Consider the following 17,180-nt stretch of genomic DNA (forward strand, 5'->3'; position numbering starts at 1 on the left):
CCCCCTCATCCGGCGCTACGCGCCACCTTCTCCCGGTGGGAGAAGGGCATCAGAAGTCGCCGCTACGCGACTCCGTATTAATGGGGCCAGGCGGCGACGAAGTCGGCCAGCTGCAGCGGCTGCGGCGTGCGCAACTCGCGCTCCGGCGTGCCCAGGTAAAGAAAGGCGACAATCTGCTCGCCCGCGACCAGCCCAAGGCCAGCCGCCACCTGGGCGTTATAGGCCAGTTCACCGGTGCGCCAGACCGCACCGATACCCTGGGCATGGGCGGCCAGCAGAATGCCGTGGGCGGCACAGCCGGCGGCTATCACCTGCTCCTGTGCCGGCACCTTGGGATGCTCCTGCACCCGCGCGATCACCACCACCAGCAGCGGCGCCCGCAACGGCATGGCCCGGGCCTTGTTCAGGGCTTCGGGGCTGGCATCGGCAGGCAGCGCCTGGGCCAACAGTTCGCCCAGTTGCTCCCGCGCCGCGCCCTCGATGGTGAGAAAGCGCCAGGGACGTAACTGGCCATGATCCGGTGCCCGCAGCGCAGCACGAAAAAGCAGCTCACGTTGGCCCGCATCCGGTGCCGGCTCACACAAACGCGGCGCGGAAACACGGTTTAGCAACGCATCAAGGGCATCCATCGGCCACCTCGCTAGATTGAATAAGGGCGAATTCTAGAGCCTGCTAACGCAGGGGTGGGAAAAATATGCGCCCCACCAGCCCGGCCACCTGCAGATAGGCAAGCGCCTGGGCAAGCCAGGTCGAGGCCCACCCCACAAGGGTTTTGCCCTTGCAGCGGCCCCAATCTTTTCATCTAGTCTGAGGATGTCGACGACCGTTCAGGTGCCGCGCGTGCGCCGGTTTACAGCGCCGGCGACGCGAGTAGAATGGCGCCCTTTGCCGCCCTCAACCCGAGTTCCCTTACATGGCTTGGCCGACTGTAAGAATCATCGCTTTTATCAACGGTATTTTTCTGATCACCCTGGCCATTGGCATGATTGTGCCGATGCTGACCCTGCTGGTTTTCGATAGAGCCCATGAGCTCAATGCCTTTCTCTGGTCCAGCCTGATCACCTTTGTCGCCGGCCTGGTCATGGTGTCCCAGGGCCGCCCGCAGAATACCCAGCTGCGGCCACGGGACATGTACATGCTGACCACCGCCAGCTGGCTGATCGTGTGCATCTTCGCCGCCCTGCCGATGGCGCTGATTCACCATATCAGCTACACCGATGCCTTCTTCGAAACCATGTCCGGGGTCACCACCACCGGTTCCACGGTGATCACGGGCCTGGACACGGCCTCGCCGGGCCTGCTGATCTGGCGCTCGATGCTGCAGTGGCTGGGCGGTATCGGCTTTATCGCCATGGCCGTGGCGGTACTGCCCCTGCTGCGCGTCGGGGGCATGCGCCTGTTCCAGACCGAGTCCTCGGACTGGGGCGAGAAGGTCATGCCGCGCTCGCATATGGCGGCCAAGTACATCGTCTCCATCTACCTGGTGTTCACCCTGATCGGCGTCATCGCCTACTGGTTCTCCGGCATGGGCTGGTTCGATGCGATCAACCATTCGATGACCTCGGTTTCCACCGCGGGCTACTCCACCTCCGACAACTCCATGGGTAACTTCGGCCCGGCCAGCCATTGGGTCGCCATCCCCCTGATGCTGCTCGGCAGCCTGCCCTTTACCTTGTATGTGGCCAGCCTGCGGGGCAATCGCAAGGCCTTGCTCAAGGACGAACAGGTCCGCGGCTTTGTCTCGATGCTGGTGATCGTGTGCCTGGTGTTCAGCGTCTGGCTCTGGCTCAACTCCGAACATGCCTTTATCGATGCCCTGCGCCTGGCCAGCTTCAACGTGGTGTCGATTGCCACCACCACCGGCTATGCCCTGGGCGACTACAGCACCTGGGGCGGTTTCGCCTTTATGACCTTCTTCTACCTGACCTTCGTCGGCGGCTGCTCCGGCTCCACCACCGGCGGCCTGAAGATGTTCCGCTTCCAGGTCGCGCTGTCCCTGCTGCGCGCCAACCTCAAGCAGATGGTGCACCCGCGCGCGGTGATCAAACAGCAGTACAACGGCCACAACCTCGACGAAGAAATCGTTCGCTCGATCCTGACCTTCTCCTTCTTTATCACCATGACCATCGCCGCCATCGCCCTGTTTCTGGCGATGCTCGGGCTGGACCCGATTACCGCCCTCACCGGTGCCGCCACCGCGGTGTGCAACGTCGGCCCGGGCCTCGGCCCGATCATCGGCCCGGCCGGCAACTTCGCCAGCTTGCCGGATGCCGCCAAGTGGGTACTGGCCGCCGGCATGCTGCTCGGCCGCCTGGAAATCATTACCGTACTGGTGCTGCTAACCGCCAACTTCTGGCGTCATTAAGCCGCCCGGCTTGCAATTGCAGCGCCCTGCTTACAAGCCCGCGCGGTACTCGCCGGGCGTCAGCCCGAACCAGCGGCGGAAGGCCCGGAAGAAATTGCTCGGGTCGGCGAACCCCAGCAGGTAGGCCACCTCCAGCAGGCTCAGGGCGGGCTGGGCCAGGTACTGCTGGGCCAGTTCGCGGCGGGTGTCGTCGAGCAGCTGCTGAAAACTGCTGCCCTCCTCCTGCAAGCGCCGCTGCAGGGTGCGCTGCGACAGATGCAGGGCCTGCGCCACCACCTCACGCCGGGGCTCGCCCTGGGGCAGCAGACGGCACAGCACCTGGCGGGTCAGGTGAGTGACACGGCTTTCCGAGAAGCGCGCCAGGTAATCGCCGGCAAACCTGTCGTGCAACTGGGCCAGGGATTCGTTGGCCGTGGGCAGCGGCATGTCCATGTCGGCGCGCTCGAACAGCAAGCCGTAATGGTCGGCATTGAACTGCAACGGCCCCTGGAAAACCTGCTCGAAGGGTTGCAGATCCGCCGGCGGGTCGCCCTGGAACAACACCCGTTGCGGACGAATCGGTTTGCCGGTCATCCACCGACAGAATGCCAGGGCGTAGGCCAGCGACGCCTCGCAGCTCTGCCGCGCAGCGGGCAGGCGGTCACCATGGATCGCCAAGGTCAACTCATAACCGTTGCGCTGCGGCCGAAAGCTCAGGTCCGCTCCCTCGCCGATAATCCGCTGATAACGCACCAGGCGGGCAAAGCCCTCCTTCAGGGTGCGGCTGGACATCAGCGCATAGCCGACCACATGAAACGACGCCGGGCGCACCACCTTGGCCATGTTCAGGCCGATTGCCGGGTCCCCCGACAGCTCCACCGCACGCTGCCACAGGCGAGTCATGCCGTCCTGGGGGAAACGCGCATCGGGGTCTTCCAGCGCGGCGTAATCGAGCCCCAGCTCGGGGAAGATCGCACGGCAGTCGACGCCGCCCATTTCCAGCGCCTGGACAATGCCCAAGGCCCAATTCGAAGAGGTGGTACGTTCACGCATGGGGTTTTCTTATTGTCGTGTCCATTAGGGTCTGTGGCGCTGACCTGCCCAAAGACCTCGGATGCCGCCCAAGGATACTAAACTGGCACTTAATGTCAGTGGCCCGGCGAGTCAGTCGTCCTAGACTGCAAGTAACCGGCGCAGGCTGCAACAGCCCCTACGTACAGCGCCATAACAGGAGGCATGCCATGACCACTGAAAGCCCGCCACGCTACACCAGCTTCGCCGAGTTCTACCCCTATTACCTGCAGGAACACAGCAATGCCACCTGCCGCCGCCTGCACTACGTCGGCAGCCTGCTGGTGCTGTGCATCCTCGCCTACACCCTGCTCAGCCAGCAGTGGCTCTGGTTGCTGGCCGTTCCCCTGGTCGGCTACGGCTTCGCCTGGGTCGGCCACTTCGGCTTCGAGAAGAACCGCCCGGCGACCTTCCAATACCCGCTGTACAGCCTGATGGGCGACTGGGTGATGCTCAAGGACGCCTTTACCGGGCGGATCAAATTCTAGGAACCCGGAGCCCCCCACTACCGATTGCGGCCAATACTGCACCATTCGGCCGCCATGCTTGGCTCATGCCTGCCCGCTTGGTTATGATCCCGACCTTTGTCGCTTACCCAACGAAGGTTTGCCGACCAGTAGACGTCCAGTAGAGACGCCGCATCTCAGCAGGGATCCCCGCCATAGCATGAATGCCCAGACCCCGACCCGGCTTCCCGCCTTACCGGCACCGCCGCTGCGCGAATATTACGCACGCGTGCTGGCCTATATCGCCATTGCCGCCAGCATTGCCGCTGGTACCTATGTCCGGCATTTCGGCTATGACATCCTCTGGATGGTGCCCTACGCCCTGCTCTACCCCCATCTGGCCCACCAGTTGAGCCAGCGTCTCAAACGCGACCACCCGCAGAGAACCACCCTCGGCCTGCTGTTTATCGATGCCCTGCACGCGGGGGCCGCCATGGTCCTGCTCGGTTTCTCCGTGGTGCCAAGCCTGATGGCCCTGCTGATTCTGAGTTTCAGCTCCCTGGTGATCGGCGGCCTGCGTTATATGGCGCTGGCGATCCTTATCGCCCTGAGCAGCAGCGTGCTCAACGCCGTGCTGATTCGCCCCCAGGTCGAGGTCGACACCCCGGCCATGGTGGCCCTGGTCAGCATCCTGTTCACCATTCTGTATATCTGCATCACCGCCTACTTCGTGCACCAGCAGGGCTTGCGCCTGGCCCAGGTGCGTAGCGACATCAAGCGCGAACAGGAAAAGGCCGCACGCCTGGCGCGCAACCTGGCCAAGTACCTGTCGCCGCAGGTGTGGGAATCGATCTTCACCGGCAAGAAGAGCGTGCGCCTGGAGACCCAGCGCAAGAAACTCACGGTGTTCTTCTCCGATATCAAGGGCTTTACCGAGCTGTCCGAAGAACTGGAAGCCGAGGCCCTGACCGACCTGCTCAACACCTACCTCAACGAGATGTCGAAGATCTGCCTGAAATACGGCGGCACCATCGACAAGTTCGTCGGCGACTGCGTCATGGTGTTCTTCGGCGACCCGGCCAGCAAAGGGGCCAAGAAGGATGCGGTGGCGGCGGTGTCCATGGCCATCGCCATGCGCAAGCACATGAAGGTGCTGCGCCAGCAGTGGCGCGCCCAGGGCATCACCAAACCCCTGGAAATCCGCATGGGCCTGAATACCGGCTACTGCACCGTGGGCAATTTCGGGGCCGACACGCGCATGGACTACACCATCATCGGCCGCGACGTGAACCTCGCCAGCCGCCTGGAAAGCGCCGCCGAGTCCGGCGAGATCCTGATCTCCCATGAGACCTATTCGCTGATCAAGGACGTGATCATGTGCCGCGACAAGGGCCAGATCAGCGTCAAGGGCTTTACCCGCCCGGTGCAGATCTACCAGGTGGTGGACTTCCGCCGCGACCTGGGGGCCACCTCCAGCTATGTCGAGCACGAACTGCCGGGCTTCTCCATGTACCTGGACACCAATGGAATCCAGAACTTCGACAAGCAGAAGGTCATCCAGGCCCTCAGTCAGGCGGCCGATAAGCTGCGTGACAAGGTGATCATGTAAGAACCTGCTCACGATCTGCTGCGCGTCGGCCCTGCTGCGTTAGAAACCGACTCGGATGCTCATGTACAACTCGTACACTCCGCGTCCTCGCCGGTTTCTGCCTTGCCGGACTCTAGCTCGCGAGATCGTGAACAGGCTCTAAGCCCACCTGGGCCGGCATACACAGCTCACCATCGAGCAACCGCTGCTGCGCCAGAAACTCCAGCGCCGAGGCCCGCCAGGATTGCCGCGCCGCCAGCTCGGCGCAGCGCCCGCGATCCAGGGCCAGGGCCGCCAGGCAGGCCGCGCCCAAGTCCTCGCCCAGCACCCCGCTGACGCCAGCCTGCAGCACATCCAGCGGCCCCGCCACCGGAAACGCCGCCACCGGCGTGCCGCAGGCCAGGGCTTCGAGCATGACCAGACCGTAGGTATCGGTGCGCGAGGGAAACACCAGTACGCTGGCCTGCTGGAACGCCTGCGCCAGTGCCGCGCCATGTCGGTAGCCGAGAAACTTCACCTGCGGGTAGGCCGCTTGCAGGGCGGTCCGCTGCGGTCCATCGCCCACCACCTGTTTTTCCCCTGGCAGATCCAGACGCAGAAAGGCCTCGACGTTCTTTTCCGCGGCAATCCGCCCGACATACAGGAACACCAGGCTGGACACCGCCGGCGGTTGTGCTGGCGGGCGAAACAGCTGGGTATCCACGCCCTTGCGCCACAGCGCCAGACGCTTGAAACCCCAACCGGCGAACGCTTCCTGCATGCGCTCGGTGGTCACCAGCACCGCCTGGCTGGGGCGATGGAAGGCGCGCAGAAAGGCATAGCCCCAGCGCAGCGGCACCCAGGGCCAGCGGCTGTTGACGTACTCGGGAAAGCGCGTATGGATGGCGCTGGAAAAAGCCAGGCCACGCTTGACCAGCCAGCGCCGGGCGGCCCAGCCCAGGGGCCCCTCGGTGGCCAGGTGCACGCAGTCGGGACGGAACTCGCGAATCGCCGCGCCCACCCGCCAGAGGTCCCACGCCAGGGGGATTTCCGGGTAACTCGGGCACGGCAGGGTGCGAAAGTCCGCGGGCGACAGCAGCTTGACCTGGTGGCCCAGGCCGCGCAGTTCGCCGACCAGCGCCTGCAGGCTGGTGACCACGCCGTTGACCTGGGGTGACCAGGCATCCGAGACGATCAGCAGCCTCATAGCGCCGGCTCGCCGGCAGCCACCGGCGCATCCTGCTGCCCGGCCTGACGCGCCTGGTCGTCGGCCAGGCGGTAGAGTTCGATGCCGCCGTCCAGATGCTCGATCAGCGCCGTGCAGGACTCCACCCAGTCACCGCAGTTCATATACTCGACCGCGCCCATCGGGCGAATCTCGGCATGGTGGATATGCCCGCAGACCACGCCATTGAAACCGCGCTTGAGGCACTCGTGGGCGATGGCCTCCTCGAAGTCGCTGATAAAGTTCACCGCGCTCTTGACCTTGTGCTTGAGGTACGCCGACAGCGACCAGTAGCCGTAGCCATAGCGGCTGCGCCAGTGGTTGAGCCAGCGATTGAGGGTCAGGGTCAGTTCATAGGCCGAGTCGCCGAGAAAGGCCAGCCAGCGGTGATAACGGGTGATCACATCGAACTGGTCGCCATGGATCACCAGCAGGCGGCGGCCGTCTGCGGTGACATGCTCGGCTTCGTCGACCAGCTGGATATTGCCCAGCACCAGGCTGGAATAGCGGCGCAGGAACTCGTCGTGATTGCCGGTGACGTAGATCACCTCGGTGCCGCGCTTGCTCATGGTCAGCAGGCGGCGGATCACGTTGCTGTGCGCCTGGGGCCAGTAGAAACCGCTGCGTAGCCGCCAGCCGTCGATGATGTCGCCGACCAGATAGAGCTTGTCGCAGTGGTAGCGCTTGAGAAAGGCCGCCAGGTGTTCGGCCTGGCAATCGCGGGTGCCAAGGTGCACATCGGAAATCCACAGGGTGCGGACACGTTGCTTGCGGCTGGGTTTGGCGAGCTGAGCGCTGCTCATGGACGGCCTCCGGCAGGGTTTGCTTGAGCTTGCGCGGCATGGGTGAAGCGCCCATGACGGGGCCGTGGCAGTTCGATGACAGCCCACATCGCTGATCTGCGGTTATCAGGCCGTTGAAAAACGTAGGCGAGGCAGACGAGACAAGGCAAAAAAAGGCGAAAAAGCGGAGTGTACGAGTTGTACATGAGCATTTTGAACCTGTTTTTAACGCCGTATCGGCAACGCAGGTAGTGTTTCAACGGCCTGTTAGACTTGCCGGCATACACAAGGAGCCCACCATGCCCTCGCCGCTGTCGCTGCGTCACTACAGCCACGAACTGCTCAGCCATAGCCACGCCCATGCCCAGCTGGTGTTCGGCCTGAGCGGACGGCTGGATTTCGAGATTGCCGGCTGCGCCAGTCAGGTAACCCGGCAGACCCTGGCCGTGATCCCCAGCGACGCCCAGCATGCCTGCGGCAGCAGACATGGCAGCCAGTGCCTGGTGCTCGATGTGCCCTCCGAGCACTGGCTGCAACAGCAACTGGGCAGCCACCTCGACGCCGCTCGCCGCTTGCTGGAAAAACCCGTGGCCGTCGACCTCAATCCCGCCCAGGGGCAACTGGTCAGCTGGCTGGCGGCCAGCCCGATCGATGACCCGGTGATCGCCCGGCAGGGTGCCGCCCTGCTGCTGGCCAGCCTGGCCAATAACCACGGCACCACCCATATGGCCCAGCGCCTGCCGCTGGCGGCGCTCGATGCGCATATCGACCGACATGCGGCGCACCCTCTGCAGGTCAGCGACCTGGCGCGCCTGGCCGGGCTATCGACGGCACGCTTTCATGTGCGCTTTCTCGCGGAAACCGGGCAAACGCCCATGGACTATGTGCGCAGCCGCCGCCTGCACCTGGGCCGTCGGTTGCTACAGAGCAGCGCACTGCCGATTGGCGAAATCGCCACGCGGGTGGGTTATAGCTCGCAGAGCGCCTTTACCGCGGCCCTGTCGCGGCAGTTCGGCTGCACCGCCCGGGCTCTGCGCCAGCGGCGCGAGTAATGCGACAAAAGCCGCAAGCCCTGCGACAGACACGCGCCCCGCGCCGCCCTAGACTGCAACCAGCAATCGGCGGAGACGTAGGATGCAACAGATCGGATGGGACGATTTTCAACGGGTGGAACTGCGCGTCGGCACCGTGTTGTCCGCCGTGGTCAGCGAGAAAGCCCTGAAACCGGCCTATGTGCTGCAGGTCGATCTCGGTGAACTGGGCGTCAGGCAATCCAGCGCGCAACTCACCGCCCACTACAGCTGCGACGAACTACTCGGCCGCCAGGTGCTCTGCGTGTGCAACTTCGCCGCCAAACGCATCGCCGGGGTCCGCTCCGAGGTGCTGGTGACCGGCGTGTACGACGCCGACAACAAGGTGGTGCTGGCCGGCTTCGACAAGCCGCTGCCCGACAGGCTGCTGAAAAGCGTAGGCGAGGCAGTCGAGACAAGGAAAAAACAGGCGAGGAAGCGGAGTTTACGAGCTGTAAATGAGCATTCCGAGCCTGTTTTTAACGCAGGATCGGCAACGCAGGTAGCTTTTCAGCAACCTGTCAAAGGCGCACGCCTGGCATGAACCAGCGCACTGCCCTCTGGGCGATCCACCTGGGTGCCCTGCTGTTCGGCCTGTCCGGGATCTTCGGCAAGCTGGCCAACACCACCCCGCAGATGATCTCCGCCGGACGGGCCATCTTCGCCGTCGCCGCCCTGCTGCTGTTCGCCCGCCTGTTCGGCCAGGCCAGGTTGGTACGTCTGAGCCTGCGCCAGTTGAACCAGCTGGCCCTCGGCGGGCTGCTGCTGGGCGGTCACTGGTGGAGCTTTTTCGAGTCCGTGCATATCTCTGGCGTGGCCATTGCCACCCTCGGCTTTGCCAGCTTCCCGGCCTTTACCGTGCTGCTCGAGGGTTTGCTGTTCCGCGAACGCACCCGGCCCGCCGAATACGCCATGGTACTGCTGGTGTGCCTGGGCCTGGTGCTGGTGACCCCGGACTTCAACCTGGCCAGCCAGGCCACCGGCGGCCTGCTCTGGGCGGTATTCTCGGGCCTGCTATTCGCCCTGCTCTCGCTGCTCAACCGCGCCAGCACCCGTGGCATCGACCCGGTGCAGGCGGCGCTATACCAGAACCTGACGGTGCTGCTGATGTTCCTGCCACTGGCCTGGCCAACCCTGCCCAGCGTGCAGGCACAGGACTGGATATGGATGGCGCTGCTCGGGATCTTCTGCACCGGCCTGGCCCACAGCCTGTTCGTGGCCAGCCTGCGGGTACTCAAGGCGCGCACCACGGCGGTGATTTTCGCCCTGGAGCCGATCTACGGGATTACCTTTGCCTGGCTGCTGTTCAGCGAAGTGCCGACCCTGCGCATGCTCGCCGGGGGCCTGCTGATCATCAGTGCGATCTTTCTCTCGGCGCGCATGGCCAGGTAAAAAATTGCCTGTTGCATGCAATGGGTAGGGGTGCCGAGCGCACCGGTCTAGGCAGAGTAGGCGCTTGGTGCGCACGGCGCACCCTACAACGGCAGATCGTCGCGCGGCAGACCATGTGCAGGTTCTCAGCCGGCGGGCCGGTCGCTATGGCCCAGGTCCCGGGCCGGATCTATCCGATCACGCAGCCGTTGCTTGAGCACCTTGGCTTCGGGGAAACCACCATCGGCCTTGCGCTCCCAGATCTGCACGCCATCGCAGGTGATGCGGAATGCCCCGCCGGTGGCAGGCTCCAGGCTGACCCGGGCGAGGTCATCGGCAAAGGTCGAGAGCAGTTCCTGAGCCAGCCAGGCGGCGCGCAACAACCACTGGCACTGGGTGCAATAGGTGATCACGACTTCGGCTTTGTGGCTGGACATACGCTGACTCCGGCAATGACGAAGCACGCATGATAGCGCCTGCGACGCCCAACCCAGCAAGCAAAACGCCCGTTTGCCTGGGGCAAGCGGGCGCTCTGTAGAGCCAGAACAGACTAGGCGATCTTGGCCAGCAGCTGGCGAGCCCTCTGCTTCTGCTTTTCGTCACCGCTGTTGATCACTTCATTGAGGATGCTGCAGGCACTGTCCAGGCTGCCCTGCTCGATATAAGCCAGCGCCATGTTCAGTTTGGCCAGGTTGTCGCGGTTGGTTGCCAGATGGTCGAGATCACCCACCACCGCGCTGCTGGTCACCTTGGGCTGTTCGACAAAGGCCTCGTCCAGTTCGTCCTCGAGCCAGCTGTCATGGGGTGTTTCTTCCACCAGCATGGACTCGGCAAAAGGACTGCGCGCATCGCGGCTGCCGGACAGCTCGAAGATATCCGAGGTATTCGGCTTGCCCGCGGCGGACTTGCTGGCCGCTGCGTCGGTAACCGTGGACTGTGCGGTCGGCGAGAACGGGCTGACCAGATCCCAGTCGGCATCCAGCGACAGGTCGTCCAGATTGAGCTTGCCGTCGTCGAGCCCCTCATTCAGCGTGGGCTCCTGGGTCTCGTCCAGCTGCAACACCACATCGTCGAGCAAATCGACCGGGGCCACCTTGAGCAGATCGGGATGACGCGCCTTGAGCTCATCGATACGTACCGGCGAAAAACCGACCGCGCGCAAACTGGCCTCCTGCAGGGCAAAGGCCTCGGCATCGCCGAGCTGGGCAAGCACCTCGAGCAGACGAAAAGCGATATCGCTGCGCTGCGGCTGCGCCTGAACCGCCTTGCGCAAGGTAGCCGCGGCTTCCGTGAAACGACCATAGGCGATATACACATTGGCACTCTGCAGGGCGTCGTTGCCCGCCGCCGGCCAGACCGGGCCGGCATTGGGTATATCACGCGCACTGAGCGCCACCGCCGGCTTGGCCTGGGCCGGCGCAACCGTTGCCGCTGCCGCCACGGCGGGCTTGGCCACTGCCGGTACGCGGGCCTGCGGCGCGGGCGCATGGGGCTGTTGCGGGCGCGTTCGGCTGCGCCAGAACAACCCGGCCACGGCGGCCAGCAACAGCGCCAGCAGCGCCACGCCGGCAGCCAGCCAGTTGCGGGAACCGTCGACGCCGGCTGGCTGCGCCGCCACAGCTGGAACGGCGACAGCCGCATCAGCCGCCTGCCGCGCGGCCAGTTCGGCCTGCAACCCGGCGATCTGCTGATCCCGGGCACTCATCTGCTCCTGCAGTTGCTGCACCTGCAGGCTCAGTTGCGCCAGGCTCTGCTGTAACTGCGAAGTTTCCGCCACCTGACTGGCCAACTCCTGCTCGACCCGGCTCTGCTCCAGCTCGAGCAACGGGGCAGCCGCCTCGGCCGGCACGTCACTCGACTCGCTGGCCAGGGCGGCAGTGGCGGCGGCAGGTGCAGCGGACTCCGCCGCTTCGACCGGCGCAGCGACAGAAGCGGCAGGCGTGACTGCCGCATCCGGTAGCAACAGCTCGACCCCCGCCAGCAGGCGGTTGCTGTCGCCATTGCTGAAGGCGCTGGGGTTAAGCGCCAGGATATCGTCCATCAAGGCCTGCTGACCCAGCGTACTACCCGCCGCGCGCAGGCGGGCGGCGATCTTCCACAGGCTGTCGCCGCTGACCACGGCATAACGCTGCCCCTGCTCGGCGCGCGGCAGTACGCGCGGCGCTCTGACCGGCGCGGGGCTGACCTGACTCGATGCTGGCGAAGCCAGCCGGGAGGACGGGGTAACGGCCGGCAACGTCGCTGACGCCGCCAGGGTGCGGTAGGAAGACGAACCCGGCGGGTCGAGGAGAATGGTGTACTCGCGGTACAACTGGCCACTTGGCCGCGCCACTTCGACGATAAAGTTCAGATAGGGCTCGCGTACCGGCTGCGCCGACACCACCCGAATCACACTACGACCACCGCGCAAGAGCGGAGTAAAACGCAGGTCGTTGAGAAAATACAGGCGGTCGACGCCCGAGCGACTGAACACTTCGGCCGGGGCCAGACGCACCTTCAGCTCGCTGTCGGTCAGATCGCCGATATTGAGCAATTCGATTTCGGCATCCAGCGGCTGACTCAGGGCCGAATGCAGGGTGATTTCGCCCAGCCCCAGCGCCGGGGCCATGCCTGAATAGAGGACCGAACCAGATGCCAGACCGATCAGTAGCTGACGAACCCTTGCCATAAGAAAATCTCCCGCTGAATCTGCCCGATCAGTCTCTCCCCCCATACACCTGAGCGTACCCAGCCCGCACAGAAGAGAACCTAAGGAACAGCATAGTCGTGCATCGGGAAAATACGCTCCATGTCGAACCCGACTGACACATGGCTTTAATTAGACCCGGTGCTCGGCAATCGCACCCAGGCCGCTTGGCACATAGCCATTACAGGCTGCAGCATAGGCCAGCAGTCAATAAACCGACAAGGACATTATATTGACGAGATTACGTCATTTTTTTGTCGAGACCACGCCACGAGCAGCCAGCACCGTCAGCAGGAATACCCCGGCCACCAGCCAGAAACTTTGCTTGAAGGCCAGCGCTTCGGCCAGGGGGTGGCCACCTTCGGCGCTGTGCCGCCACTCGAGGAAGAAGGTCAGCAGGTTGACCCCGAAAGCCCCGCCCAGTTGCCGTACGAAGGTAATGGCCCCCGCCCCCTGGGCCAGCTCCTCGGGGCTGAGGATATCCAGCGAGCCGGTGCTCAGGGCCGGCAGCAGCAGGCCCAGGCCGACCCGTCCCAGGCAGGTCCAGAAGCACAGGATGAGAAAGGCCGCGCCCTCCCCGACCCAGGCCAGACCTGCGGCGGACAAGGCAAAGATCAGCAGCCCGCTGATCAGCAACAGAGCGGTCGAGAGCCGATCGCTCAGCCAGCCGCCGGCAAAGGAAGCCAGCCCCATAAAGGCTCCGGCCGGCAACAGCAGCAGGCCGGCGCGACCGGCGCTGTAACCCTCGACGGTTTGCAGGTACAGCGGTATCAGATAGGTGGAGCCATACAGGCCTAGGCCCAGGGTCAAGGCCACCCAGCTGGCATTGCGAAACCCCGGATGCCGCCACAGGCTCAGGGGCAGCAAGGGTTTGGCGCTGCTGCGGCTGCGCAACACAAACAGTGCGAGCGCCAGCAGCGTCAGGCCGAACGGCCCCCAGACCCGCGGCTGCGACCAGGCAAACCGCTGCGCCTCGGCCAGGGTGCCGAGGGCGGCGAAGATCGCCACGGCGAGCCAGGCAAAGGCCAGCATATCCAGGGCCGGGGTACTGCGCTCGCGCTGGTTGGGCAGCAGCCACTGACCGGCGCACAAGGCCAGCACACACATCGGCAGCGGCATCCAGAACACCGCGCTCCAGCCGAAGTGGTCGACCAGATAGCCGCCGATACCCGGCCCCAGGGTGGGGGCCAGCATCACCCCCAGGCCGTACAGGCCCAGCGCCGTACCGCGGCCACCGTCGGCGAACACGCGAAAGATCAGCACCATCGCCAGGGGTTGCACGACACCGGCGCAGAGCCCCTGAACGATGCGCAAGGCGATCAACTGCCAGGCGGCCTGCGCCACCAGGGCCAGCAGGGAAGCGAAGATAAACAGCAGCAAACCTGACTGCGCCGTACGCCGCGCGCCGAAACGCGCCTGGGCCCAGGCCGCCAGCAGCAGGCCGACGGTCATGGCCGCGAGAAAACCGGTGGAAAGCCACTGCGCCAGCGGTCGACCAATGGCGAAATCCGCCATGATCGCCGGCAACGCCACATTGATGCTGGTGGAGGCCAGCACCATGGCCATGCTGCCAATCATCAACAGGGCCAGCAGCCACTGCGGGTAATGCCTGCCGAAACGCTGCTGCAGCGCCTGCAAGTCGTCCTGCATCAGCGCCGTTCCAGGTTACTCAACACCTGGGCGTGGACCTGCTGGCAACGGCGCAGGTCGTCTTCATCGATCCCGGCGAAGACTTCCTTGCGCAACTGGGCGGAGATCGCTTCGATCTTTTCTATCAGCGGCAGGGCCTGCGGACTCAGGGCGATCTTCTTCGCCCGACGGTCCTCCGGCACCGCCTGGCGGCTGACCAGACCCTGGGCCTCCAGGCTGTCGAGCAGACGCGCCAGGGTCGGCCCCTCGACGCCAACGCTTTGCGCCAGTTCGCGCTGAGTGGGCAACTCGGCAAAACGCCCCAGGTGCAGCAGTACCAGCCAGCGCGCCTGGGACAGGCCCAGACCGACCAGGCGACGGTCCAGTTCGGCGCGCCAGGCGCGGGACAGTTGAGCGACTTGCATGGCAAAACGGTGTTGATCGGTGTGCGACATGGATAACGGCTCTAATATCTATCAAAAAACTAATTATTAGCCAGCTAACCATAACCGCCATACGGAGGCAAGCCCCACACTGCCGCCCGTCTGTTTCACCATTTCACATACTGGTCTTCGACAAAGCCCCAGAGGTTGTCGATGCGCACCGCGGGCCGGCCAGTCGGACGCAGCACGCCCGTGAACTGACCGAATATCTGCTTGAAGTTACTGGCCAGCACGCCGAGATTGGTCTGCTCCCGATGCAGGCCGCGGCCCTCGAAACGCAGCTCCACCTGACCGTCATACGAGTTGATCAGCCAGGGCTGCAACGGCTGGTCGCGGTCGAAGGCGAAGTGCACGCCGTCGACCTTGATCAGCTCGCCATCGAGCCAGTAGCAGTTCTCGCTAAAGCTGGTTTCATTGACCCCGCAGGACAGGTTCAGCCCAACCCGCTGCTCACCCGCCTGACCGGACAGGCAGGCCCAGTTCCAGTGGGTTTCCGGGCGCATATAGCCGGCCGACCAGTCGTGGTGGGCAAAGGCACCGATCTGCGCCAGGTCGAAATCCCCCAGGGCGCTGCGCACCTGTCCCGTACAGCGCACCCCCGCCACTTTCTGCGCATAGACCCAGCCATTGACACCCGTCTGGGTATTGATGCACATGGGCTGGAACGCCGGGTGCGTTTCGGAAAAACAGGCGTCGATGCGCGTGCCATCGTCCAGCTCCACCCACAAGCGCTTTTGCCGGCCGGCAGCCTGGTTCTCCAGGCGCAGCAGGTTGCGGCCACTGCGCAACTGGCACACGCCTTCGTTCGGAGTCTGGGAAAAACTGCTGCCAAAGCCCAGCGGCAACTTGAAGCGCCGCTCGATCATGCGCCCACTGGCGGGGTGAAACAGGTAGACGAAGCCGATCCCGGCCAGGCTCAGATTGGCCAGGGCGCAGCCGCCGATCAACTCGTCGCTGATCAAGCCGAAATACTGGAATTGGTGGAAGCGCCGCCACTTCGCCAACACACCCAGGCGTCTGCCCATGGGCGAACGGAAGTCGAAATCGCGGTAATTAACCAGCCCCGGGGCGGCGGCAAAGATGCCGTAATGAGGCTGACCATTGGCCTGAATCAGTCGGTCCATGGAGGGACATTCACTCTAGGGAAACCCTGCGCATGCTAGCACCGGCCCTGGCGCTCGGGCATTCACCCGGCGCGCCAAGCACAGCGGCAAAATCGGCCACTTGCCCCTCAGAACCTGTTTGGGATCTCGCCAGCTAGAGCCCAGAGTCCTGCAAGGCGCTACGCAGTAACAGCCGCTGGCTGGTCAAAACAGGCGAGAAACAGACCGACGCGCAGCAGATCGTAAACAGGTTCTCAGGCCACCACCTGATTGCGGCCAAAAGCCTTGGCCTCATACAGGGCACGGTCGGCATGCTCGTAGAGTTGCGCCAGCGCGCCACTTTCCTCGGGGCGGATACAGGCCACGCCGATCGACATGGTCAGCATCGCAGCGGTGTCCGAGCCGGCATGCTCGATGGCCTGGGTTTGCAGGGTCTGGCGCAGGGCTTCGGCATGCTGCCGCGCCTGAGCCACATCGATGTCGTAAAGCAGCACGGCAAACTCTTCGCCGCCCAGGCGCACCGCCATGTCCAGAGGCCGGCGCGCCGCATCCAGGAGCAGGCTGCCGACCCGCTGCAAGACGCTGTCGCCGGCCTGATGACCATAGCGATCGTTGTAGGCCTTGAAGTGATCGATATCGCACAGCAGCAGTGCCAGGCTGCGCCGCTCGCGCTGAGCCTGACGCCACAGGCGCTCGAACTGCCGGTTGAAACTGCGCCGATTGTGCAGCCCGGTAAGGCTGTCCTGATCGGCCAGCACCCGCATCAGGCGACTGATCAGAAAATGCTCGCGCGACTTGAACTCCAGCAGATAACAGCCGACCGCCCCCATCAGGTTGCCGAACAGCAGGAACAGGCTGTTATTGATCAGGCGGGGCACGGGCATATCCGCCATCAGCAGTTCGGCGGCGATATAGGTCAGCAGGATCAGCAGGGAGCAGACCAGGGCTTCGCTCAGGCGCAGGCCGACCAGAAAGTAGGAGGCCATGCACACCAGCAGCAGGCCTTCGTAGGGGTAGCCCGGGTCGACCCGATGCGCCAGGCCGACCACCAGCGAGGCCCCCACACCCAGGGCCAGAATGGCCACCAGGCTCAGGGGCTGCAGCAGGTGGATATGCCGGCGCTGGAGCAACAGCCCGGACAGGATGATCAGGAGCAGCAGTACGACCAGGCGGATGCCCAACATCCACCAGACCTCGGGGGCCTGGATCAGGACAAAGTCGAAGGCGGCGAAGGCCAGCCAGATCAGCATGCCCACTGACAGCGCAATGCGCTTGAGGTCGTAGGTATCGTCACGCAGGGCTTCGCGGTACTCGTTCTCGAGCGGCCGGGAGAAACGCAGCCAGCGAAAACCCAAGGCCAGCTGATCGGCATAGGAGCTGGGACGGACATCGTCCAACCAGGCATGTGAGAGCGACAACCTAGACCTCTACTGGCGAAGGACT

At 64.3% G+C, this 17,180-nt stretch carries 15 protein-coding genes and 1 pseudogene; 6 read left to right on the forward strand and 10 right to left on the reverse strand.

Going from position 1 to position 17,180, the window contains the following annotated elements; genetic code table 11:
- Positions 1-77: 77 nt before the first annotated feature.
- Complete coding sequence (locus AACY13_RS12930; RefSeq protein ID WP_339461988.1) at positions 78-629, reverse strand: NAD(P)H nitroreductase; 552 nt, start codon at positions 627-629, stop codon at positions 78-80.
- A gap of 284 nt (positions 630-913) precedes the next feature.
- Here AACY13_RS12930 and AACY13_RS12935 point away from each other — a divergent pair, with 284 nt between their 5' ends.
- On the forward strand, positions 914-2,365 hold the full coding sequence (locus AACY13_RS12935; protein ID WP_339461989.1) for a TrkH family potassium uptake protein: 1,452 nt from the start codon (positions 914-916) through the stop codon (positions 2,363-2,365).
- Positions 2,366-2,395: 30 nt separating this feature from the next.
- Here AACY13_RS12935 and AACY13_RS12940 read toward each other — a convergent pair whose 3' ends face one another.
- Positions 2,396-3,397: an AraC family transcriptional regulator gene (locus AACY13_RS12940; protein WP_339461990.1), complete on the reverse strand. Its 1,002-nt coding sequence runs from the start codon at positions 3,395-3,397 to the stop codon at positions 2,396-2,398.
- Positions 3,398-3,585: 188 nt separating this feature from the next.
- Here AACY13_RS12940 and AACY13_RS12945 point away from each other — a divergent pair, with 188 nt between their 5' ends.
- A complete protein-coding gene (locus AACY13_RS12945) occupies positions 3,586-3,903 on the forward strand; it encodes an Mpo1-like protein (RefSeq protein ID WP_339461991.1) in 318 nt (105 codons plus the stop codon).
- Positions 3,904-4,081: 178 nt separating this feature from the next.
- Complete coding sequence (locus AACY13_RS12950; RefSeq protein WP_339461992.1) at positions 4,082-5,470, forward strand: adenylate/guanylate cyclase domain-containing protein; 1,389 nt, start codon at positions 4,082-4,084, stop codon at positions 5,468-5,470.
- 112 nt (positions 5,471-5,582) lie between these two features.
- On the opposite strand, the gene AACY13_RS12955 is transcribed toward AACY13_RS12950, so the two are convergent.
- Together AACY13_RS12955 and AACY13_RS12960 are read right to left on the reverse strand one after the other, a co-directional pair.
- The gene (locus tag AACY13_RS12955; protein ID WP_339461993.1) at positions 5,583-6,635 is read right to left on the reverse strand and encodes a glycosyltransferase family 4 protein; all 1,053 of its coding nucleotides are present in this window, start codon (positions 6,633-6,635) and stop codon (positions 5,583-5,585) included.
- A complete protein-coding gene (locus AACY13_RS12960) occupies positions 6,632-7,456 on the reverse strand; it encodes a UDP-2,3-diacylglucosamine diphosphatase (RefSeq protein WP_339461994.1) in 825 nt (274 codons plus the stop codon). Before AACY13_RS12960 ends, AACY13_RS12955 begins: the two co-directional genes overlap by 4 nt.
- 278 nt (positions 7,457-7,734) lie before the next feature.
- On the opposite strand from AACY13_RS12960, the gene AACY13_RS12965 reads away from it, so the two are divergent.
- The 3 genes and pseudogenes from AACY13_RS12965 to AACY13_RS12975 all read left to right on the forward strand — a co-directional run bounded on the left by AACY13_RS12965 (position 7,735) and on the right by AACY13_RS12975 (position 9,897).
- The gene (locus tag AACY13_RS12965; protein WP_339461995.1) at positions 7,735-8,487 is read left to right on the forward strand and encodes an AraC family transcriptional regulator; all 753 of its coding nucleotides are present in this window, start codon (positions 7,735-7,737) and stop codon (positions 8,485-8,487) included.
- An 82-nt stretch (positions 8,488-8,569) separates the two neighbouring features.
- Positions 8,570-8,887, forward strand: a pseudogene (locus tag AACY13_RS12970) (tRNA-binding protein); the annotation flags it as partial.
- Positions 8,888-9,045: 158 nt separating this feature from the next.
- On the forward strand, positions 9,046-9,897 hold the full coding sequence (locus tag AACY13_RS12975; RefSeq protein WP_339461996.1) for a DMT family transporter: 852 nt from the start codon (positions 9,046-9,048) through the stop codon (positions 9,895-9,897).
- Between the two features lie 125 nt (positions 9,898-10,022).
- Here the strand turns inward: AACY13_RS12975 and AACY13_RS12980 are convergent, their stop codons facing one another.
- The 6 genes from AACY13_RS12980 to AACY13_RS13005 all read right to left on the reverse strand — a co-directional run bounded on the left by AACY13_RS12980 (position 10,023) and on the right by AACY13_RS13005 (position 17,155).
- Positions 10,023-10,313 carry a SelT/SelW/SelH family protein gene (locus AACY13_RS12980; RefSeq protein ID WP_339461997.1) on the reverse strand — a complete coding sequence of 97 codons (291 nt, stop codon included), beginning with the start codon at positions 10,311-10,313 and terminating at the stop codon, positions 10,023-10,025.
- A gap of 113 nt (positions 10,314-10,426) precedes the next feature.
- A complete protein-coding gene (locus AACY13_RS12985; RefSeq protein ID WP_339461998.1) occupies positions 10,427-12,544 on the reverse strand; it encodes a FimV/HubP family polar landmark protein in 2,118 nt (705 codons plus the stop codon).
- Between the two features lie 264 nt (positions 12,545-12,808).
- Positions 12,809-14,212, reverse strand: coding sequence for a DHA2 family efflux MFS transporter permease subunit (locus AACY13_RS12990; RefSeq protein WP_339461999.1), 1,404 nt, complete (start codon positions 14,210-14,212; stop codon positions 12,809-12,811).
- The gene (locus AACY13_RS12995; protein WP_339462000.1) at positions 14,212-14,646 is read right to left on the reverse strand and encodes a MarR family transcriptional regulator; all 435 of its coding nucleotides are present in this window, start codon (positions 14,644-14,646) and stop codon (positions 14,212-14,214) included. The genes AACY13_RS12990 and AACY13_RS12995 overlap by 1 nt, the downstream gene beginning before the upstream one ends.
- A 95-nt stretch (positions 14,647-14,741) precedes the next feature.
- Complete coding sequence (locus tag AACY13_RS13000) at positions 14,742-15,758, reverse strand: DUF2804 domain-containing protein (RefSeq protein WP_339462001.1); 1,017 nt, start codon at positions 15,756-15,758, stop codon at positions 14,742-14,744.
- A gap of 233 nt (positions 15,759-15,991) precedes the next feature.
- On the reverse strand, positions 15,992-17,155 hold the full coding sequence (locus AACY13_RS13005; protein ID WP_339462002.1) for a GGDEF domain-containing protein: 1,164 nt from the start codon (positions 17,153-17,155) through the stop codon (positions 15,992-15,994).
- Positions 17,156-17,180: the final 25 nt, after the last annotated feature.

The organism is Pseudomonas sp. EA_105y_Pfl2_R69 (assembly GCF_963970915.1).
In the GTDB taxonomy this organism is placed as follows: Bacteria; Pseudomonadota; Gammaproteobacteria; order Pseudomonadales; family Pseudomonadaceae; genus Aquipseudomonas.

Excerpts from the sequence above, each read along its gene's own strand:
- AACY13_RS12935 (WP_339461989.1), top strand. The coding sequence starts at position 914 with ATGGCTTGGCCGACTGTAAGAATCATCGCTTTTATCAACGGTATTTTT.
- AACY13_RS12960 (WP_339461994.1), bottom strand. The coding sequence starts at position 7,456 with ATGAGCAGCGCTCAGCTCGCCAAACCCAGCCGCAAGCAACGTGTCCGC.
- AACY13_RS12955 (WP_339461993.1), bottom strand. The coding sequence starts at position 6,635 with ATGAGGCTGCTGATCGTCTCGGATGCCTGGTCACCCCAGGTCAACGGC.
- AACY13_RS12940 (WP_339461990.1), bottom strand. The coding sequence starts at position 3,397 with ATGCGTGAACGTACCACCTCTTCGAATTGGGCCTTGGGCATTGTCCAG.
- AACY13_RS12945 (WP_339461991.1), top strand. The coding sequence starts at position 3,586 with ATGACCACTGAAAGCCCGCCACGCTACACCAGCTTCGCCGAGTTCTAC.
- AACY13_RS12985 (WP_339461998.1), bottom strand. The coding sequence starts at position 12,544 with ATGGCAAGGGTTCGTCAGCTACTGATCGGTCTGGCATCTGGTTCGGTC.
- AACY13_RS12965 (WP_339461995.1), top strand. The coding sequence starts at position 7,735 with ATGCCCTCGCCGCTGTCGCTGCGTCACTACAGCCACGAACTGCTCAGC.
- AACY13_RS12980 (WP_339461997.1), bottom strand. The coding sequence starts at position 10,313 with ATGTCCAGCCACAAAGCCGAAGTCGTGATCACCTATTGCACCCAGTGC.
- AACY13_RS12990 (WP_339461999.1), bottom strand. The coding sequence starts at position 14,212 with ATGCAGGACGACTTGCAGGCGCTGCAGCAGCGTTTCGGCAGGCATTAC.
- AACY13_RS12975 (WP_339461996.1), top strand. The coding sequence starts at position 9,046 with ATGAACCAGCGCACTGCCCTCTGGGCGATCCACCTGGGTGCCCTGCTG.
- AACY13_RS12995 (WP_339462000.1), bottom strand. The coding sequence starts at position 14,646 with ATGTCGCACACCGATCAACACCGTTTTGCCATGCAAGTCGCTCAACTG.
- AACY13_RS13000 (WP_339462001.1), bottom strand. The coding sequence starts at position 15,758 with ATGGACCGACTGATTCAGGCCAATGGTCAGCCTCATTACGGCATCTTT.
- AACY13_RS12950 (WP_339461992.1), top strand. The coding sequence starts at position 4,082 with ATGAATGCCCAGACCCCGACCCGGCTTCCCGCCTTACCGGCACCGCCG.
- AACY13_RS12930 (WP_339461988.1), bottom strand. The coding sequence starts at position 629 with ATGGATGCCCTTGATGCGTTGCTAAACCGTGTTTCCGCGCCGCGTTTG.